General features: G+C 35.7%; 14 protein-coding genes. 8 read left to right on the forward strand and 6 right to left on the reverse strand.

Annotated elements, in window-relative coordinates; genetic code table 11:
- The first annotated feature begins 6 nt into the window (after window positions 1-6).
- Window positions 7-1,332, forward strand: coding sequence for a pitrilysin family protein (locus K5V07_RS13540; RefSeq protein ID WP_221917906.1), 1,326 nt, complete (start codon window positions 7-9; stop codon window positions 1,330-1,332).
- A gap of 11 nt (window positions 1,333-1,343) precedes the next feature.
- Entirely contained in the window at window positions 1,344-3,392 is a 2,049-nt protein-coding gene (locus K5V07_RS13545) for a pitrilysin family protein (protein ID WP_255577974.1), read from the forward strand.
- A gap of 199 nt (window positions 3,393-3,591) precedes the next feature.
- Here the strand turns inward: K5V07_RS13545 and K5V07_RS13550 are convergent, their stop codons facing one another.
- Window positions 3,592-4,458, reverse strand: a complete 867-nt coding sequence (locus K5V07_RS13550) for a DMT family transporter (protein ID WP_221917907.1) — start codon at window positions 4,456-4,458, stop codon at window positions 3,592-3,594.
- Window positions 4,459-4,562: 104 nt separating this feature from the next.
- Between K5V07_RS13550 and K5V07_RS13555 the strand changes: the two genes are divergently transcribed.
- Window positions 4,563-4,955, forward strand: a complete 393-nt coding sequence (locus K5V07_RS13555) for a heavy-metal-associated domain-containing protein (RefSeq protein ID WP_221917908.1) — start codon at window positions 4,563-4,565, stop codon at window positions 4,953-4,955.
- A 94-nt stretch (window positions 4,956-5,049) separates the two neighbouring features.
- Here K5V07_RS13555 and gldD read toward each other — a convergent pair whose 3' ends face one another.
- The 3 genes from gldD to mutY are packed head-to-tail and all read right to left on the reverse strand — an operon-like array spanning window position 5,050 to window position 7,180.
- Window positions 5,050-5,613: a gliding motility lipoprotein GldD gene (gene gldD, locus K5V07_RS13560; RefSeq protein ID WP_221918189.1), complete on the reverse strand. Its 564-nt coding sequence runs from the start codon at window positions 5,611-5,613 to the stop codon at window positions 5,050-5,052.
- 39 nt (window positions 5,614-5,652) lie between these two features.
- Window positions 5,653-6,093, reverse strand: coding sequence for a single-stranded DNA-binding protein (locus tag K5V07_RS13565; RefSeq protein ID WP_158728750.1), 441 nt, complete (start codon window positions 6,091-6,093; stop codon window positions 5,653-5,655).
- Between the two features lie 46 nt (window positions 6,094-6,139).
- A complete protein-coding gene (gene mutY, locus K5V07_RS13570) occupies window positions 6,140-7,180 on the reverse strand; it encodes an A/G-specific adenine glycosylase (RefSeq protein WP_221917909.1) in 1,041 nt (346 codons plus the stop codon).
- Between the two features lie 133 nt (window positions 7,181-7,313).
- Between mutY and K5V07_RS13575 the strand changes: the two genes are divergently transcribed.
- From K5V07_RS13575 to K5V07_RS13595, 5 genes are all read left to right on the forward strand, one after another.
- Window positions 7,314-7,604: an HU family DNA-binding protein gene (locus K5V07_RS13575; RefSeq protein WP_066080765.1), complete on the forward strand. Its 291-nt coding sequence runs from the start codon at window positions 7,314-7,316 to the stop codon at window positions 7,602-7,604.
- Window positions 7,605-7,988: 384 nt separating this feature from the next.
- The gene (locus tag K5V07_RS13580) at window positions 7,989-9,533 is read left to right on the forward strand and encodes a ribonuclease E/G (protein WP_182648367.1); all 1,545 of its coding nucleotides are present in this window, start codon (window positions 7,989-7,991) and stop codon (window positions 9,531-9,533) included.
- A 396-nt stretch (window positions 9,534-9,929) separates the two neighbouring features.
- Window positions 9,930-10,520: a phosphatase PAP2 family protein gene (locus tag K5V07_RS13585; protein WP_221917910.1), complete on the forward strand. Its 591-nt coding sequence runs from the start codon at window positions 9,930-9,932 to the stop codon at window positions 10,518-10,520.
- A complete protein-coding gene (locus K5V07_RS13590; RefSeq protein ID WP_158728755.1) occupies window positions 10,507-10,884 on the forward strand; it encodes a GtrA family protein in 378 nt (125 codons plus the stop codon). The genes K5V07_RS13585 and K5V07_RS13590 overlap by 14 nt, the downstream gene beginning before the upstream one ends.
- Window positions 10,884-12,419, forward strand: a complete 1,536-nt coding sequence (locus K5V07_RS13595; RefSeq protein ID WP_221917911.1) for a glycosyltransferase family 39 protein — start codon at window positions 10,884-10,886, stop codon at window positions 12,417-12,419. Before K5V07_RS13590 ends, K5V07_RS13595 begins: the two co-directional genes overlap by 1 nt.
- A gap of 15 nt (window positions 12,420-12,434) precedes the next feature.
- Here the strand turns inward: K5V07_RS13595 and pbpC are convergent, their stop codons facing one another.
- Window positions 12,435-14,810 carry a penicillin-binding protein 1C gene (pbpC, locus tag K5V07_RS13600; protein WP_221917912.1) on the reverse strand — a complete coding sequence of 792 codons (2,376 nt, stop codon included), beginning with the start codon at window positions 14,808-14,810 and terminating at the stop codon, window positions 12,435-12,437.
- Between the two features lie 307 nt (window positions 14,811-15,117).
- Entirely contained in the window at window positions 15,118-20,778 is a 5,661-nt protein-coding gene (locus tag K5V07_RS13605; protein ID WP_221917913.1) for an alpha-2-macroglobulin, read from the reverse strand.
- Window positions 20,779-20,995 lie beyond the last annotated feature (217 nt).

Here is a 20,995-nt window from a genome sequence, read left to right on the forward strand (position 1 = left end):
AACCTTATGAAAAATTCATTAATGGCTTTAGGTGCTTTGTTTATGCTAGGAGGAGTCGCTTCTGCGCAGAAAGTAGCTTTTGAGGAATACAAATTAGACAATGGCTTACATGTAATTTTACACAATGATCCATCTGCACCTACAGTTATCACATCTGTGATGTACCATGTGGGAGCCAAAGACGAAAATCCAGAACGCACTGGATTTGCTCACTTTTTTGAACACTTATTATTTGAAGGAACACAAAATATCAAACGTGGAGAATGGTCTAAAATTGTAACAGGAAACGGCGGTATAAACAACGCCAACACTAGCGATGACCGCACATATTACTATGAAGTATTTCCATCTAACAACCTTGAGCTTGGTTTATGGATGGAAGCTGAAAGGATGTTACACCCTATAATTAACCAAATAGGTGTTAACACACAAAACGAAGTAGTAAAAGAAGAGAAAAGATTGCGTTTTGACAATCAACCATACGGTAATTTCTCAGCTCAAGTAAAGAAGAACATTTTTACAAAACACCCATATCGTTGGACAACAGTAGGCTCCATGGAACACCTTGACGCAGCAACCCTTGAGGAGTTTCAGGCATTTAATAAGAAATTTTATGTGCCAAATAATGCTGTTTTAGTAGTTGCAGGTGACTTCAAACCGGAGCAAGCTAAAGAATGGATCCAAAAGTATTTTGGCCCAATCAAAAAAGGAGAGCCAATTCAAAGAACTCAATTTATTGAAGAACCAATCACGCAAACTATCAAAGCAACTTACGAAGATCCAAATATTCAAATCCCAGCAATCGTAGCAGCATACAGAACTCCTTCTATGAAAACTAGAGATGCACGTGTTTTGGATATGATATCGACAATTTTAAGTGATGGTAAAAGTTCTAGATTATACAAAAAAATTGTTGACGACAAGAAAATGGCATTAGAAATTGGCGCTCTAAGTAACAGTCAAGAGGACTACAGCAGCTACATCCTTTACGGATTACCTCAGGCTCCAAACACCGCCCAAGATATATTAACAGAGATTGATGCTGAAATCACCAAGCTTCAAACCGAATTACTTTCTGAAAATGATTTGAAAAAATTACAGAATAAATTTGAAAATCAATATGTAAATAGCAACTCAACCATTGACGGAATTGCTGATAATTTAGCTACATACTACATGTTATATGGCGACATTAACCTAATCAATACTGAAATCGATATCTACCGTTCTATTACTCGCGAAGAAATAAGAGAAGTTGCAAAGAAATATTTAAATCCGAACCAAAGATTAGTTCTGGATTATGTACCATCTAAAGACAAAGCTAAAAACTAAGATATCTCATCATGAAAAAATCAATATTAATTATATCAAGCTTGTTCTTAACCATCATTATGCAAGGACAGACCATCCCTCAGCCAAAACCAGGAGCGGCTCCAACAATAAAAATTGGAAAGCCACAAACATTTGAATTAAATAACGGTTTAAAGGTAATGGTGGTTGAAAATCACAAATTACCACGTGTAGCCTTTAACCTTACTTTAGATAACGATCCTTATACTGAGGGTGACAAAAAAGGAGTTTCTGATATGACAAGCGCCTTGATTGGCAGCGGAACAACTAAAATTTCAAAAACAGCCTTCAATGAAGAAGTAGATTTCTTGGGAGCAAACATCAATTTTAGTTCTAATGGAGCTTCAGCAAGTTCTCTTTCAAAATACGCCGGACGTGTTTTAGAGTTAATGGCTGACGGTGCTTTGAACCCTGTTTTTACTCAAGAAGAATTTGATAAACAAAAAGCTAAGTTTATTGAAGGATTAAAGTCAAACGAAAAAAGCGTTGCAGCGGTATCTAGAAGAGTTATTAATGTTTTGACTTATGGAAAAAACCATCCTAGCGGAGAGTTTGTTAGTGAAGCAACACTAAAAAACATAACCTTAGAGGATGTAAAAACAAATTACAACACCTATTTTGTTCCTAGTAACGCTTACCTTATTATAGTAGGAGACGTAAAGTTTAGCGAAACTAAAAAAATGGTTGAGAAATTCTTTGGTAACTGGAAAAAAGCCATTGCGCCATCAATTTCATATACTGATCCAAAGGATGTTCCTCAAACACAAATTAACTTTATTGACATGCCAAACGCAGTACAATCAGAAGTTGCCGTGGTGAATATTTCTAAACTTAAAATGACAGATCCTGATTATTTTGCTGTTTTAATTGCAAACCAAATCTTAGGTGGTGATTTCAATAGTTACATCAACATGAACTTGAGAGAGGCTCATGGATGGACTTATGGTGCCAGAAGTAGCATTTATGGAGACAAAAAAGTTGGAACTTTCAACGCTTCTACTCAGGTGCGTAACACTGTTACAGACAGTACCGTAGTTGAAATTTTCAAAGAATTAAAAAAGATTAGAACTGAAAAAGTATCTGAGGAAATGCTAGCAAGCGTAAAAGCGGGTTACATCGGTAGGTTTGTAATGCAAATTGAAAAACCTCAAACTGTTGCTGGTTATGCTTTAAGAATCCAATCACAAGGTTTACCTGCTGATTTCTACGAAAACTATATTAAAAACATCAGTGCCGTAACTGCCGATGATATTTTAAGAGTAGCTAACAAATATTTCTTAGCAGATAATAGCCGTATCGTCATAGTTGGTAAAGCTGCTGATGTTGCTGCTGGATTAGAAAAACTAAAATATCCAGTACAATATTTTGATAAATATGGTAATCCAACTGCAAAACCAGAGTTAAAGAAAGCTATTCCTGCAGGAGTTACAGTAAAAAGTGTTCTTGACAATTACATCAAAGCTATTGGCGGACTTCAAGCAGCACAAGCAGTACAAACCATAATGATGAACGGTAGTACTACAATTCCACAGGCACCAGCTCCATTGAGTTTTGTTTCAAAAACTGATTCAAAAGGAATGTTAATGGTAGAATTAGCCATGGGAACTATGAGTATTATGAAGCAAGTGGTAAATGAAAAAGGAGGTTATGTAATGCAGCAAGGGCAAAAACAAATTCTTGAAGGCGAAATGCTAAACGATATGAAAGCAGACGCTACTCCCATCAAAGAATTAACACTAGCTACAAAAGAAGGTGTTACATTGGTAAACATTGAAACAATTAATGGTAAAGATGCGTACGCAATTAAAAATGGTAAAACTACATTGTTCTATGATGTGGCTTCAGGTTTAAAAGTAGCCGATTCAGTTGTACTAGAGCAAGGTGGCAAGAGCATGACTAAAACTACTTCATACAGTGATTATAGAGAAGTAAAAGGCGTTAAAGTTCCTTTTAACATGATTCAAAATGTAGGTTTTGATCTTGATATTAAAATAAGTGATGTTAAAATTAACGAAGGAGTACTTGCTACTGATTTTCAATAAACAAACAGCGCATAAATAATAAAGGTTGTCTAGCAATAGGCAACCTTTTTTGATTTAAAGTTTCTTGGGCGTGACCCCATAAAAAAAGGGACCTACTCAGCAATACCGGCCAGTTGGTCCCTTTTTTTATGCTGTCGGGCAATACGCGCTACTTCGGTAGCTTGCTGCTTTCCCTCACGCAAAACTGTCACAAGAACAATTATTTTTTAGCAGACAAATAGACTCCTATTAAAACAATAAAAGCACCAAAAAGCTGCACAGGTGTCAACATTTCATGGTCTAACAATCCCCAACAAAAAGCAACAACAGGAATTAAATACGTTACTGATGTAGCAAAAACTGGTGAAGACATTTGGATCAATTTAAAGAAAAGAATATTTGCAAGTCCAGTCCCTACTACCCCTAGAATCATAATAAACAAGACAGACTCCTGTACTTTAAGTTCGCCCACTTGCGAAAAGAAATTCGTAAACAGTAAAACGGTAAAAGCAGGCACCAAAAGCACGATGAAATTTCCAGTTGTAATACTCAACGGACTCAAATCATGCAAGTACTTCTTGATTAGATTTACATTAACAGCATAACATATTGACGCTATCAAAACTAAAATAGCGTAGTAATAATTTTGCTCAGGATGATGAAAAGCACCGTTCAAAATCAACAAAGCACTCCCTATAAGTCCTATTAATATCCCAAAGGTTTGATTTCTTTTAAACTGCAAACCAAAAACGAGTGCGCCAATAACAAGCGTATTCAAAGGCGTTAAAGAATTCAATATAGAACTTACAGAACTATCAATTTCTGTTTGTGCAATTGCAAATAAATAGGCTGGAATAAAAGTACCAAACAAAGAGGTTAGCGCAATATACTTCCATTTGAATGAAGGTATTTTAGCAGCGCTTTTAAAACCAATAAAAATTAAAAAAATGGAGGCAAATATAATTCGGAGCGAACCTAATTGCATGGCTGTTAACCCTACCAATCCTTTCTTGATCAAAATAAAAGAACTCCCCCACACGAGCGCTAGAACAACAAGATACGCCCACTTTAACTGCTTTGATTCCATATAGATAATTTTACTCCAAAATTGTACTTTTTTTATGAATTACGCCTTTATTTTTTAATTAATTTTGTGAACACATTTAGAAATAAACTTTTAATAAAAACACCATGAATTTCAATAAATCAATACTAGTATTAGTGTTTGCTTGCGCCCTTTTTGTAGGATGCAAAGACGCAGAAAACAAACAACCAGGAACTGAAATTGCTGCTGATGCTGAAGGCAAAAAAGATCCAAACGCAAAACCAAAGAAAATTGCTGCAGCAAATTTACAAACGGCAAACTTTGCAGTAGAAGGAATGACCTGTGCTATAGGTTGTGCCAAAACCATTCAAGAAGACTTAACACAACTTGAAGGCGTTCAAGAAGCCACAGTAAACTTTGAAACAAAACAAGCCAAAGTAACTTTTGACAAAACCATTCAGTCACCTGAAAAACTAACCAAAGTGGTTGAGGCAGCCGCTGATGGTAAAACGTACAAGGTAAAAGATATGAAATCTTAAACATTATATTTTAAACAAAAAAATCCTCTACATGAGGATTTTTTTTGTTGATAGAGGTTACGCTTTTTTTGATATTAACAATATAAGCTAACTGTTATTTCCATTTTAAAGTTTCCATAAGGCGCTGCATATCGTTTTTTATGTAACTGGCAGCAGGCATAATTGAATCAAAATTGGGCTTGGCATAAAAATATACAGATCCCGTTACAAAATGTCTCGTACTGTCTGTTACATAAAATTGTGAGTTTGTAGCAGCATTCCCATCCACTTGATAAAACATACCATACACTTTTTTATCTGGATTCAAGTACGGCTGTTCCAAGATATCATCTGCTTTTATAACGTGTTTAAAAGTTAGTGTTTGCGCATCTCGCAATAACGCGTTTATGTTGTTGCGAACAGGATTATAGGTCAAGAAAATAGTAGCCTTCATCTTAGGATACGTAATAGTAAAACCACAGTTTTTTTCTTTTTTAATGATTGCTTCCGAGTTCATCTCAAACCCAAAAGGACATTCATTAGCAAAATTCACATAAGTAGCCTCTGGATAATCCAATCGTAAAAAGCCTGCCGGTTTTGGTAATAACTCTTCTTTACAACTGAATAAAACTATAACCAATAGTAGTAACGTGATGCTATTTTTTATTTTTTTTAAAATCATTATCGAACTTTATTTAAAAGAAACTATCCTATTTTCTTAAAACGGCAAGTCATTAATAGGTAGCGTCTTATTTTCGGGTTCAAAATTAGTGTTTTTTGAATCATCACCCGCAGCTGTAGATTTATTGTTTTCACTTTCTTTTTTTGTAGTAAGAAAAGTGAATTCAGTCACTTGAATTTCCATGGTTTGCTTCGTACTCCCGTCTTCTGCTTGCCATTGTCGTGATTTAATCCTGCCTTCAACATAAATTTTATCTCCCTTAGAAAGGTATTTTTCACAAAGTTCAGCGGCTTTGTTACGCACTACAAGATTGTGCCATTCTGTAGAAGTTATTTTTTCATTGGTAGTTTTATTGATGTATACTTCATTAGTAGCCAGCTGAAACCTGCCTATGCAATTGCCTCCCTCAAAGTAGTGCATCTTGATGGCATCACCAAGATAGCCTATAAGCATGACCTTATTTAATGTTCCGTTCATTGTGATTTGTGGTATGTATCAAAGGTACATTTTTTTTGGAAACGGTTTAAAACAATTCTTTTTCTATAAAATTATGAATAACAATTGGGAACGGAAAATTTCGCAAAGTTTTAATATCTATTGCGTTTTCTAAAGTTTCTTCTACTTGAACCTTCCAAAACCTAATGTATAAATGCTGATGGGATAATTTGTGTAAGACACTCTTTGTGTTGTACTCATATATAATAGGTTTTGATTTCTCTTTGCCATACACTTCTTGAACATATTCATTCACACAATCAAAACCTTCCTCTTTATCGGTTTCTAAAACTGGAAACTCATATAGGTTGTGCCAAATTCCTTTATCAATACGTTTTTGAACTAAAGCATTACTGTTAGCATCTTCAAAAACTAAATAATTAAAGTAGCGATTGCGCACTTTTAGTTTTTTTAATTTTACAGGCAATTGGTCAACTTTCTTTTTTTGTAGAGCGGCGCAACTATCGTTAAAAACACAACCACCACAATCAGGACTTTTAGGTACGCATTGCAAGGCACCAAACTCCATTATGGCTTGATTAAAAAGCGCGGGATTGTCTTTTGGCATGAGTTCAAATGCTAGAGCAGCAAATTCATTTTTGGCTGCAGCCTGAGCAATATCTGTTTCCACATCAAAATAACGAGCCAAAACCCGAAAAACATTACCATCAACTACAGGAACCGCTTCGTTATAGGCAAATGATGCAATTGCAGCAGCCGTATACGTGCCTACTCCTTTTAGTTTTAAAAGCTCATTATAATTTTCTGGAAACACACCTGAAAGCTCAGTAGCTACGTATTGAGCTGTTTTGTGTAAATTACGTGCTCTAGAATAATATCCTAATCCTTGCCATAATTTTAAGACTTGTTCCTCACTTGCAGCGGCCAAATCAAAAACAGTGGGAAATGCTGTAGTAAAACCAAAAAAATAGGGCATTCCCTGCGCCACACGTGTTTGTTGCAACATGATTTCTGAGAGCCAAATCTCGTATGGATTTGTAGTATGACGCCATGGCAAATCACGTTTGTTTTGTAAATACCAATCTATCAGTGTTTTATAAAAAATCATGTTTTAATTATTTGTTAGCAAAAGTAAAAGTTTATGTAATTAAAATTTAATGAATTAGCTTGAATTATTGTTTTTTAAATTCCTATATTTGCAAACTCAAAAAAATAGTACAACATTATAAATAGGAAAGAAAATGACGAAAGCAGATATCGTAGCAAAAATTTCAGAAAAATTAGGTCTTGAAAAAGGAGATGTACAAGCAACTGTAGAGACCTTTATGAATGAAGTTAAAAATTCATTAGAAACTGGCGACAATGTATATTTAAGAGGTTTTGGAAGTTTTATAGTGAAGACTAGAGCTGAGAAAACAGGTAGAAATATCTCAAAAAATACAACTATTAAGATTCCTGCACATAACATTCCTGCATTCAAACCTGCAAAAGTTTTTGTAGAAGGAGTGAAAACAAATAACGAAGCAAAATAATAATATTAATCATAAAATCGACAAGACATGCCAAGTGGTAAAAAAAGAAAGAGACATAAGGTAGCAACGCACAAACGTAAAAAAAGAGCGAGAGCTAACCGTCACAAGAAGAAAAAGTAGTTTTAAACTACTTTTTTCTTTTTAAACGTTCATTGAAATTGAAAATCCAGTCAACAATATACAGTCTCCGTCAGCACTTCAGCTAAAAACTGAAACTGTATATTGTAAACTGAAATTTTCTCCGGGTACAATACCTGTTAAAATATTGTTTAATCCATCCTTACTTTAGCCGTCAGCAGTTAGCCGTCAGCCTTTAGCCAACTTATTAAGCTAAAAGCCAAAAGCTAAAAGCTAAAAGCTTTTTGTTGGGATAAAAATTTACAAATGAATAAAGAATTAATCATTAGATCTAGTTCTGAAGCTGTAGATTTTGCCTTATTAAAAGATGGAAAACTAATTGAATTACACAAAGAAGAAGAAAAAAGCAACTTCCAAGTAGGCGATATTTTTATTGCTAAAATCAGGAAACCAGTTGCTGGACTCAATGCTGCTTTTGTAAACGTAGGCTTTGAAAAAGATGCCTTTTTACATTATCATGATTTAGGACCTAACCTATCTTCTCAACTGAAATTCATAAAACTTGTAAGCGCAGGTAAAATAAAAGATTTCTCCCTAAAAAACTTTCAGTTTGAAAAAGAAATAGACAAAGATGGCACCATTACTGATGTTTTGAATGCCAATCAATCTGTTTTAGTACAAGTCGTCAAAGAACCTATATCTACAAAAGGACCAAGGATAAGCGCTGAGCTTTCTCTTGCCGGAAGATTTATAGTTTTGGTTCCGTTTTCTGACCGCGTTTCTATTTCACAAAAAATAGAAGACAAAAAGGAAAAAGAACGCTTGAAACGATTAGTACAATCCATCAAACCAAAAGGATTTGGTGTTATTGTTCGCACAGTAGCCGAAGGCAAAAATACAGCCGAATTAGAAAAAGATTTGCAGAACCTGCTTAGCAGATGGACTGCAATGTGTAAAAAATTACCAACTGCTCATCATCCCTCAAAAGTATTAGGCGAACTCAATAGAGCTTCTTCTATACTAAGAGACGTTTTTAACGATACCTTTAGCGGTATTCAAATAGATGATGAAGAGTTGTACAACCAAACAAAGGATTACTTGCAAGAAATTGCACCATCCAAACAATCAATTGTAAAGTTCTATCAATCAAAAGACACACCTATTTTTGAGAAATACAACATAGAGCGACAAATCAAGACTTCATTTGGAAAAACAGTTTCCATGAGTAAAGGGGCTTACCTTATTATAGAACACACCGAAGCGTTGCACGTTATTGACGTAAACAGCGGAAACCGTTCTAACAAAGCCACCAACCAAGAAGATACTGCCATGGAAGTCAATATGATTGCTGCTGCCGAAATCGCTAGACAATTACGTCTGCGAGATATGGGCGGTATCATTGTAGTTGATTTTATCGATATGTCAAATCCTGAAAATCGCAAAGTGTTGTTCGATTTCTTAAAAGAAGAAATGAGCGATGATAAAGCCAAACACAAAATCTTACCTCCTAGTAAATTTGGTTTAGTCCAAATTACAAGACAAAGAGTAAGACCAGAAGTTAATATTAAAACTAGAGAAGAAGATCCAAACAATGAAAGTGGCGAAATTGAAGCGCCAATCCAAATCATTGATAAAATAGCTTTTGACCTAGAAAGAGTATTAAAAAACCACAATCAAGTAGTGCTTAACGTACACCCGTTTGTGGCCGCATACCTTACCAAAGGTTTTCCATCATTGCGTTCAAGATGGTTTCTTGAGCACAAAAAATGGGTGAAAATTATACCTCGTGATGCTTACACGTACCTAGAATATCACTTTTATGACAAAAAAGAAAATGCTGTCATAGAATAAAAACAAACTCCTCAAGAAATTGGGGAGTTTTTTTTTGCTCTTTTTTTAGGAGCTGCTTCCAGCTATCCGCTATATTCCCGATCAAAAAAACTACGGCCGAAAAAGCCTTGTTTTTCAAAATCGGGAGATGCCGCTGCTATCTGGGCTAAAATATCTGTCAACTTAGACCATCTTCTTCATAACATTATATTTACGATTTCATCGAATTTTAATAATCTGAATTTCAATAAGTAAAAACAGTAAGGGTTTATTTTTACTTCTACTAATTACTTAACGATGAAAACACTTTTAAAAATAATAAACAAAAACAGCTTTTTCTATAGCAGCTGTTTAGCATTGACTATAACTTGTATGTTTTTTTTAATTTTTTACTCAAAGGCCGATACTTTCATAATTATGAATGGATTCCATACGTCTTTACTAACTATACTTTTTCAAAATATTACGTTTTGCGGAGATGGTCTTTTTATTATAATAGTGTTTACTATTATAATGATTTCTTTCAAAAAACACAGAGATTTAGGTGTTGTTTTATTAATTAGCTACTTAAGTTCTGGACTTTTGTCACAAGTAATAAAGCAATTTGTAACGTCTCCAAGGCCTAGTGTTTATTTTGAATCCCTTCATTATGCTTATTACCTAGACACTTTTTCAAATTGCAGAATAGGTTTTCGAAGTTTCCCTTCGGGGCATACTGCCTCAGCCTTTGCAATGGTTACCGTTCTTACTAGTTATTTCAAAAAAAGACATGTTTGGGCTCTTTGCTTTCTCTTTGCAGTAGCTATAGGCTATTCCCGAATTTATTTGGCTCATCATTTTCTAATTGATGTTTTGGCTGGAGCACTAATAGGAGTCTTATCAGGAACTTTAAGTGTTTTATGGTTCAAGAAAAAAAGATTCAAAATCAAAAAAATTGTAAAACAATTTCAAATAGCGATTCATAATTCTAAAACACAACATAAACCAAACATTAATGGATCTTATTAAATTTTTCAAATTTGGGTTGGTTGGCTTTTCTGGTTTAGTAATTGATTTCGCTATAACCTGGATTTGTAAAGAAAAATTATTGTTCAATAAATATCTTTCCAATTCATTTGGATTCTTATTTGGTGTTGTAAACAACTACTTTTTGAATAAATATTTTACTTTTCAGAACAATGATAATCACGTAGCAACTCAATTTCTAAGCTTTTTGATTATTTCAATTATAGGTTTTTTATTAAACACTTCATTCCTTTATTTACTTCAAAAGAACACCAAAATCAATTTTTACGTTTGCAAAGTAATGGTCACTGTTATTGTTTTTATTTGGAATTTCACAGCTAACTCACTGTATACATTTAAATTATAATGAAAGAAAATCAACAATTGATTTTAATTATAACTATTGCGACACTTGTTAGGTGTATTATTGCAATGTCAATTGGTTTAGGCAATGACGAAGTGTATTACCTCACGTACGCCCAACACCTGCAATGGAACTATTTTGATCATCCACCGATGGTTGCTTTTTTGATCCGTCTAACTACTTTCAATCTCCATTTCACCAATGAGCTATTTGTTCGGCTAGGAGCAATCGCTCTCGGAGCTATTAACACTTACCTAATTTATGATATCTGTAAAGGAATCAAAAATAAAAAGGCCGGTATAATAGCCTCTTTACTGTATACTAGTTCTTTATATTCTAGTATAATTGCTGGTGTTTTTATTCTTCCGGATTCGCCTCAATTGTTTTTTTGGCTGATTAATGTTTACTTTCTAATTCAAATTGTTTCAGGGCAAGCCAATCAAAAAAAACTAAATTATTCTCTTATTTTATTCGGTTTGTTTAGCGGATTATGCATTATGAGCAAAATTCATGGTGTTTTTTTATGGGGAGGATTTGGATTGTATATTTTAATTTATAAAAGAGATTTACTTAAGAATGGTTATCTTTATTTAGCATTTCTAATCACTTTACTCCTGATTTCACCAATCTTAATTTGGAATGTCGAGAACCATTTTATAACGTATACATATCACAGTCAAAGAGTCACAATTAGCAGAGGAATTAACCCTTCTAGCTTTTTCAGAGAGTTTTTCGGAGGAATTTTTTACAACAATCCTATCAATTATTTTTTGATACTTATTTCTTTAATTGCCGTTTGGAAAAACAAAATTGATATTGAAAAATCCATAAAGAGGCTACTTCTTTTCTTGAGTTTACCTTTAATTATACTATTACTTATCCTCTCATTCTTCAGAGATACACTACCGCATTGGTCTGGCCCCGCTTTTGTAACGCTATTAATACTTGCTTCGTGTTATATTTCAGATGAAATAGAAAAAAGTAAAATTACATTTCCATTTTGGAGAAAATCAGTTTATTCCTCTTGTATATTGATTTCTGTAATTGCGGTAGCAGGAATTCTAACCATAGATTTTTACCCAGGAACAATTGGCAGCAAAGATGAAAGCTCTTTAGGTAAAAAAGACTTTACACTGGATATGTACGATTGGAAATTCTTCAAAACTGAATTTAAAAAAGTTCGCGATAAAGATCTACAATCAGGTTTAACAAAAACTAATTTCATTCTAAACAATAAATGGTTTCCGGGAGCACACATTGACAATTATATTGCACAACCTCTGGGTTTAGATTTTATTGCTTTAGGAAAACTGGAAGACATTCATACTTACGCTTGGTTGAACACCTATAGAGAACAGCTTAAAACTGGAGATGATGCTTATTTCATAACCGTTTCAAATAGTTTTAGCGACCCAAAAAAGCTTTATCAAAAGAGTTTTAAAAAGATCAATGCTCCTATTGTTATCAGACAATTTAGAAATAAAAAACCAACACGAAATATGCTGGTTTATTTACTTGAGGATTATACTGGAGAATAATTTTTAATTATAAACTTACTCTTTTACAATCTCAATCTTCCTCCGAATTTCGTTTCCAAATTCATCCACCACAGTGATGTAATGAAACCCTGTTGTTGCCAAAATAGGCATTTCGTGAAAGGTCTTGGTACTGCCTTTAAAAACTTGGTCAACATACCAAAAAAGTTTACTATCCCTTTGCGAATGCGCTACTTTTAAAATCACGGGCTGAACCTCGCTATTAAAATTCTTAGTAAGATAAATTTTGCTATTGGTTTTTGGATAAATAAAATCCATTGTAGCCGTTTGTGTTCCCATACAATCATTCCTAAACGGAGGCAACGGTAAGTACTCAATATGCTGACTTTTGTAATACCAAGCCATTACCGGCGGTAAAACAAACCAGTTTTTGGTCACTATATTTTCTATGTTTTCGCAACTGCTGTTCACTTGAAATTGTAGTGATTTATCCAAATGCACGGTTTTGTGATACGGACAAATAGAAGTGTTTTTTCCTTTCTTCGAAACCAGTTGTTTTATTTTCGGACAACCGCCTTTAGCCAAATAACCACTAAAACTACACACCTCAACTTCTTCTAAATCTTTAATTGGCGTATCAAACCATCGCTGTCTAGGTAACAAATTAAAGACATCAAACAAAATGGGTGCTGCGCTAGTAACTCCCGTCAAGGTTGGTCTACCCTCGCCTGTTGCATTACCCACCCAAACGCCTACCACATATCTTGAATTAGTACCTATCGCCCAAGCATCCCGATTCCCAAAACTTGTTCCCGTTTTCCAAGCTATTTTTAGTGAACTGTCATAAAATTTCCAAGCCTCGTCACCTTCGGGCCGATTGACTTGTTCCATTGCGTTATACGTGAGCCAAATCGATCCTGCGCCCAATATGTTCTTTTGCTTAGTTTCGTCACCAAAATCTATTTGAAAATCATCCTGATAGTTTAATTCAGCAAATTCATTAGTTCTGAACTGCCCGTGATTCGCATTAAAATAATTTAAGGTCGACGACAAACCTGCGTAAGTTCGGCACAAATCCCATAAATTACTTTCGGCACCACCCAAAATAAGTGATAAGCCATAATGATCTGGTGGTTTTGAAATATCTCGTAATTTGAATCGCTGCAATTCTTCGTAAAATTTATTCACTCCAAAATCCTGTAACATCAATACAGAAGGAATGTTCAACGATCGCGCCAATGCCCGATGCGCTGGAACCGCTCCATCAAATGTGAGGTTAAAATTCTGAGGCGTATAACCTGCAATCTGAGTTGGGATATCCGCCACTAACGTATTGGGTAACAACTCGCCATCGTCGAGCATACCAGCGTATAAAAGCGGTTTCAGAATACTTCCTGTGCTTCTTGGTGCATCAATAATATCGACATCTTTTTGATGATTGCCATCTGTAGGCGAGTTTCCTACATAACTCATCACTTTTCTATTCGAAACATCGATAACCAAAATAGCTAAATTATGCACTTCATTTTGCTTGTATTGGTTGTAATAATACTTTGCAATTTGATTGACCCTGTTTTGCAACCCAATCTCTACTGTCGTTTTCACCCGAGTTCCTTCTTGATTCTTGGCAACACGTTGCAATAAATGAGGTGCAATTTGTGGCAAATCATACGGTTTTTGAGGCAAAGGTTCGTCTATCGAAAGTTCGTAAGTTTGCTTGTCAATTACACCTTCTTGGTTTAACTTTAACAAAAGCCGGTTGCGCTTGCTCAATAATTTAAGTTGATTCTTTCCTGGATAAATTAAACTGGGCGCATTCGGCAAAACCGCTAAAGTAGCACTCTCAGCCCAAGACAATTGATGGGACTGCACGCCAAAATACCGCCATGAAGCCATTTCGAGACCCACAACATTCCCGCCAAAAGGAGCGTGTGCAGCATACAATTCCAAAATTTCGTTTTTAGAATAACCCATTTCTAACCGGGTGGCGAGAATAAGTTCGATTATTTTCTCGAAATAAGTCCGCCTTTTTCCGTTTCTTGACAAACGAATGACTTGTTGCGTCAGCGTACTTCCTCCACGAACGACTCTACCTGCCTTCCTGTTTTGCTGAACAGCATTGACCATCGCCACAGGATTAAACCCAGGGTGTTTATAGAAATACTCATCTTCAAAATAGACAATACATTTTTTAAACTTATCGGGAACGCTGTCTTGTGCAGGAAATCGCCATTGCCCGTCAAGAGCAATTTTAGCGCCAAGTAATTCTCCTTCATTACTTTCAATCACCGTAGAATAAGGTTCTTGAAACAAAGTTCGTGGCAATGAAAAATAATAAACCACCAACAGCAAAAAGGCCATTGATGATTTAATTTTATTTTTTTTTATCCAATTTATGATGCGTTGTAGGAACGCAATTAGTTTGTTTTTCAAAGTAATTTTTATTTAACCGCAAGGGATGCAAAATATTGTACTAATTTTAAAAACATCATATAGTTACTGTTTTATCTGCGTGAATGTGCAAAATTTGAATGCCTTATTTTTACGCAGATTTTCACAGATTTACGCAGATTTTATATGTGTCAAAAAACTTATTCCAATCTGCTTAAAATCCGTTGCATCCACTTTATTTGCATGACAGATTTTATCGCAGATTTACGCAGATTTTTTTTGAGCCAAACACCTTATTCCAATCTGTTTAAAATCCGTTGCATCCGTGTTATCTGCGTTCCATTTAGTATTACTTCACCACTTGTACCCAAAACCCTTTCGTTCTGGCCAAAAACGTATTGTCATACATCGCTTCGCACTGCAAGCCTGGTAAATAGTACGTTCCCAAATATGAAGCATTCAGCAATATTCTGAACGTTTTTACTTCTCTAGCTTTCAATCCAAAATAGAAATTAGTCCTATCATCACGAATATCAATATAATCCGCTACGTTATTGGTGGCGTCTCCATAATCCGTGAAGCGGGTATTTACAATTTCGAAACCAGAAGGCAAAATTTGAGACAACGCCACATTTTCTACACGTTCATTTTTTAGGTTTTTCACTGTTACCTCAGCAACAAATTCAGTTCCTTGATTGATTTTAGACACATCGATAACGCCTCCTTTTCTGTTTTTGAAAACAATCGAAGCCGAAACATTACTCTGAATCGCCTTTTCTTGTCCAATTGGAAGAATTCCAGTATTCAGCACACGAACATACAATCTATTCTTTCTATTGTTTTTTAAAGTCACACTATTCGAACCCGTTTTGACAACCAAACTTCGGTCTGCAATGGTTTTTGTTGTTTTTACTGATTGTGCTTTTCCGTCTTTACTGAACTGGACATCGATTCCTTTTGGACCATTGCTTACAGAAAATTTAGCCATAGCATACAATCCATACGCCGTAGTTTGCGTACTCATCCATTGGTCACTTGACATATCTTTGGCCAATTTTGTTGCCATTGCAAATGCTTTTTGCTTTTGCCCAAGCAATAACAATGTTTCTAGAGCCATGGCACGATTCCTATCAGCAGATCCGTAATAGTAATAATTATAATTCGAATTATCATCTATAGAAGTATTCAGCAACAACGATAAACCTGCCGATTTTTGTCCTGCCAATACGTAAGCCGAGGCCAAACGCAATTTACTTTCGTTCGAAATTCCTTTGGTTTCGCGCAATCTGTTCATCGAAGACAAATCGGGAGCTCCTGCCAACGCTAATGTGTATAAGCGATACGATTGCGCCAAATCATTTCCATAACTCGGCATAAATCGCCATTGTTTGGCTTCTTTTTGCTGATACGAAATCCATTTTGATTTGAAATTGATCGGCAAGAAATACCCTTTTTTCTCAGCTTCAATCATAAAATGTCCTGCATACGAAGAACCCCAATCATCGGCAACGGTTCCGCCTTGCCAATACGATAATCCTCCATTTGATAATTGAAAACCTCCTAATCGATTGATTCCTGCGGTCACATTTTTTTGAATTAATTGCTGACGCGTAGCATCCAAATCGACAATCTCATTCAGATACAATTGTGGAAAAACCGACGAAGTCGTTTGCTCCACACAACCGTGAGGATATTGAATCAGATATTGTAATCGTCCGTTTAAATTGATCGTTGGCATCGAGGAAACCTCCAGTTTTGCCTTATTACTTCCCGAAACACCAAACGTTTTCCACGAAATAGTTTTAGTACTATTCGGTTCCAGAATCACATCAGTAAACGTATTGGTCACTGGATTCGGATTGGTCATATCAATCTCTACATCATACACGGATCTCTCCTTGCCGGAAGTCGCGACGATTTGCACCTTTCCGATTCCGGTAACAGAACCCACGGCCAAATTGAAATAGGCCATTTTTTCGTCAGGCTGAGGGAAAGTTAATTTTTGTGTGGCACTACCAATAACTTTTAATCCGTTGTTCGTTTTAATCTGAACCGTAACGTTCTTGATATTTTTTTCCATTGCAAAAATGGTCACTGGAATCGTCACTTTCTCGGATGGAGAAATTTTTCTTGGCAACGAAGCCAAAACCATCAAAGGACTGCGAACCGGAGTTGCTTTTTCGGCACTTCCATACGCACTTGAAGTCGCATCACCAGCCACAATCATGGTTTTTACTGAACCAATGTACTTCGGTAATTTTACTTGATGGGTTTTCGTTTGTCCTTTTTCTAATTTAAAAGGTCCCATATAAATCACAACCGGTTTGAAACGATTGGCTTTTTTGGCTTTTCCACCACCCAAATCTTGGTCACCACCAATACTGAAAATCTGATTTACTTTTCCGCCATACGCTCCAATCACATCGTCGTAAATGTCCCATGTTTTTACGCCCAAAGCTTCACGAACATAGAAACTATCCCAGGCATTTGGCGCTTTGAAACGGGTTAAATCCAATAATCCTTCATCAACAATGGCAATGGTGTAGGTCATTGCTTTTCCAGATTGTTCACTCACTTTTATAGCGAATGATTGCTCTGGACGCAACACATCAGGCATTACTAATTTGGGAGCTAAAATGGTGTTTTTATCAACCACTTCAATGGGCACAATTCCATACATACGGATTGGCAAATCATTTTTGGTGGAAGCGTGTGGTTGTAACAGCGTAATATTAAAATACACATTTGGAGCCATAGCAGCCGTAATCGGAATGGTAACTTTAGTTTCTCCTTTTTGGGTCTTTGCCCAAAGTGTTTGTACTACTTTCGAACCATTTTCAATAGAAATAAAAGCGCGCCCTCCTGCACTAGATGGAAACGAAATTTGAGCATTTTCACCCACAGCATACTTCTCCTTATCGGTTGAAAACACTAACATATTGGCCGTAGCAGCATCTGTATTTCTAGTTTTTCCAGACCACATTGGCCAATCGATATTTACCGTTAAAGCCGTTGCGTGTCCGCCAACAGCATCAGAAACCCGAATCATATAACGTCCCCATTCTTCATCCGTCAAGGCAAAACGGACATTTCCTTTTCCGCTAGCATCGGTATTAATTGTAAAAGTTTTGTACGAAGTCGTAGCATTATCCGAGTTATAATTCGATAAATTATCACTAGATGCATCCCACCACCAGCGCCATTCTACTTTATACACTTTTACTTCCAGGTTTTTAACCGACTTTGGTCTTCCGTTTTCATCAACCGTAACCACATCAAATTGGTTCGTAGTACGGGTTTCTAGCATTCCGTATTTGTTGGGCTCAGGCGACTTTATCCCCACATAAGTAGGGTACGGCGAGTAGGTCGTCGCTATAACATCAGTACTAAAATCGCCACCTTCTTCATACACTTTGGTAATAAACGACGCTTTCAACATTCCAGGTGCTTCTCCTTGTATTTTCGGGTCTATCGTAGCATTTGCTTTTCCAGTGGCATCTAATTTACCTGAGAAAACGGTAACTTCTTCGGTGCTGAATTTTCGAACTAAATCATCAAAAATATACTTGTCATAATTTTTGAAAGTCGTTATTTGTTGCGAAAATTTGGCTTGCATTTCAACGTTCAAATTTTTGGCCACAGCGCCATGAAGCCAAGCCACTTCAAGGTTGCTCGTATTGGGATAGGCTGAAGAAAGTATAGCTCGTTTGAAAGTGTTTTTGATTTTCAAACGATTGGGTTTGATGGTTTCAATCTTGATGCTTTTGTAAAACTTCGCACCACCCACGCTAACCATTGCCTCCCAATTTCCTGTAGGCGCATCATTTGCTGTTGGAACTGTAAATGCATAATGATTCCATTCATTCGATTTTTGAACCGTTTGATACGTTACTTTTCCATTTGGATCGGCTAGTCTAAATTTTATAGGATGTCCTAACGGAATTTTATTCGAAGCATCATTCAAAATGAAAGACAAATACAAATTATCTCCAGGACGCCAAACGCCTCGTTCTCCATAAATGAACCCTTTAAGTCCTTTTTGCAAGGTCTCGCCAGACACATTAAAATTACTTACGGACAGTGAATTCCCGTCGTCTAATTTAACATAAGTAGACTCCGTGCCTTGCGTTACAATAGCAAAATAGGCAAATTTATCCAACTGAAAAGTCGCAATTCCATCGCTATTGGTGGTTCCTGTAGTTATTTTTTGCTGCTGAAAAGTATACAAATCTACTCTCGCATTTGTAACTGGCTCCGTGGTGACAATATTATTTACGGCAAACAAATACGATTTGTTTTCGCCTCTTTTTGCAATTACACCCAAATCAGTAGCCAGAATATTAGTTGCTATTTTGGCATTATAAAAATAAGAACTCGAGCAAGGATCCTGACTTTCTCGCCATTCGTAATCATCGTAGTAATAATCATCGTAAGAGTTTCCGCTGTAATTAACATCATTCTCATCAACCTCTTCTTCCTCTTCGGTTGTATCCTCATCAGCGGTTTCGCATTTGTACAAAGAATATTTTTTCTTGTAAACAAACTCTACTCTATAAATCGCACCTGGTTCAGGAGTAATAATTTTAGATAAATCCAAAGCAAAAGTGTTCCACTTACTTAGATTTAGTAATGTATTTTCTTTTAAATTCAGAGTTGATTTGGCAATAGGTTGCGCCACTCTTTTTAGGTTTTGACTGCCATTGAGTTCGTTGTATTGCAAAAATTGCATGATGTTGTTTTTGTAAATTTTATACACTTTTACATCAACAGCACTCAGGTTTACAGCCTCAAAATTGAGTTTTAAGTTATTAGAACTTGGCAGAATTGTTCCGTTTTTGATAAACCGAACACTTGGTTTTATTTCATCAAAGGATATTTTCTCGGTGTAATTATCATTTAACTTTCCACCGTATTCACTTTCTATTCCCTGAAAAACTTCTAACAACAGTTCTCCGGTAAGCTTTTGCAAATCCACAACTGGCTCAGGCTCAACAATAGCAACTTCTTCGGGTTCCTCAACCACAGCACTATCAACAGCCACAGCCGACGTATCAACAGTTACAACTGCTTCCACTGGCTCTGGAGCCACTTCAACAGGTTTTTGAACGGGTACTTCATTACTAAAATAAACTTTCAACACATTTCCTTGTGCAGAAAACTTTAAATTATTGGTGTTCTGAATGGCGACTAATCCTTTAAAATCTTGCCCTTTTTCTAAGGGTTCCGAAAAATTAATAGACAAGGTTTGATTATCCCCTTCTTGAATTTCTGTCTTAACTACTTTAAACTCTTTCAATGCCGTGATTGGGAAATCGATAGTCCCTTTTTGATCGATATCAAAATCACTTCCGTCGTATTTTATCTCCAAATTGCTTTTAGATTCCAATCGTTGAATGCTGTCAATTCTGAACTTGAATTCTTTTCCAACTGCATTCGTTTTTTCGAAAACAATTTTCAAATCGCTTCCATTATGTTCAGCTTCAATCAGTTTTTTAGCGGTTTCCAAATCCATATTATCTGCGGTTTTAAGTACCGCATTCAAGTATTGATATTCCGGGCTGTAGGATTGCACATCGAGCGTATTGACCACAAAATCTTGCTTAATCGTTTTTACCGTAAAATTAAAATTGGAAAGTGTTTTGTCTTTTTCGGCAACCTTTGGATTCAGTTGATCCAAATGCAAAGTCACCTGATATTCCGTACCTGATTCCAGCTTTTTTTCAGGAATAAAAGCAATCGTATTGCTCGAAAGGGCAATTACTTTACCATCTACACTCGGAGAAATAGTGAACAAATCGTTATCTAAAACCTCATTGACTTTCCATTCTTTTTTATCAAAAGCCAAAACCACCCTAATATCCGATTCTGAAGAGACAATTCCTCCCGTAAAACTGACGATAAACTCTTTAAATAGTGAGAAATCTGAATTAAAATCGGCGGCAGATTTTCTACCACAGGCTTGAAACAAAAAAAACACACAAAACACGTAAATTAATCCTTTTGTTTTCACTTTTAGCTAGAGTTAATGGGTTATAAATTAAATTATTGCAACATCTCACAAGTAACACAATAACTAGATAGTTACCGTAATATTGTAGTAAATGTAGAATAATTAATTTATTATTTTAAGAAGAAAATTCTTTGAGAGGAAATTATTTTTTAAAGGTATTTTTCAGGAGCTTTTTCCAGCTATTCGTTACAATCTTATGTGCCGTCCCGAAGTTTCG

This window comes from Flavobacterium sp. CHNK8 (assembly GCF_019774515.1).
Taxonomy (GTDB): Bacteria; Bacteroidota; Bacteroidia; order Flavobacteriales; family Flavobacteriaceae; genus Flavobacterium; species Flavobacterium tiangeerense.

What these genes read in the sequence shown, in the direction of transcription:
- K5V07_RS13540 (WP_221917906.1), top strand. Translation starts at nt 7, where the DNA reads ATGAAAAATTCATTAATGGCTTTAGGTGCTTTGTTTATGCTAGGAGGA.
- K5V07_RS13545 (WP_255577974.1), top strand. Translation starts at nt 1,344, where the DNA reads ATGAAAAAATCAATATTAATTATATCAAGCTTGTTCTTAACCATCATT.
- K5V07_RS13550 (WP_221917907.1), bottom strand. Translation starts at nt 4,458, where the DNA reads ATGGAATCAAAGCAGTTAAAGTGGGCGTATCTTGTTGTTCTAGCGCTC.
- K5V07_RS13555 (WP_221917908.1), top strand. Translation starts at nt 4,563, where the DNA reads ATGAATTTCAATAAATCAATACTAGTATTAGTGTTTGCTTGCGCCCTT.
- K5V07_RS13565 (WP_158728750.1), bottom strand. Translation starts at nt 6,093, where the DNA reads ATGAACGGAACATTAAATAAGGTCATGCTTATAGGCTATCTTGGTGAT.
- mutY (WP_221917909.1), bottom strand. Translation starts at nt 7,180, where the DNA reads ATGATTTTTTATAAAACACTGATAGATTGGTATTTACAAAACAAACGT.
- K5V07_RS13575 (WP_066080765.1), top strand. Translation starts at nt 7,314, where the DNA reads ATGACGAAAGCAGATATCGTAGCAAAAATTTCAGAAAAATTAGGTCTT.
- K5V07_RS13580 (WP_182648367.1), top strand. Translation starts at nt 7,989, where the DNA reads ATGAATAAAGAATTAATCATTAGATCTAGTTCTGAAGCTGTAGATTTT.
- K5V07_RS13585 (WP_221917910.1), top strand. Translation starts at nt 9,930, where the DNA reads ATGAATGGATTCCATACGTCTTTACTAACTATACTTTTTCAAAATATT.
- K5V07_RS13590 (WP_158728755.1), top strand. Translation starts at nt 10,507, where the DNA reads ATGGATCTTATTAAATTTTTCAAATTTGGGTTGGTTGGCTTTTCTGGT.
- K5V07_RS13595 (WP_221917911.1), top strand. Translation starts at nt 10,884, where the DNA reads ATGAAAGAAAATCAACAATTGATTTTAATTATAACTATTGCGACACTT.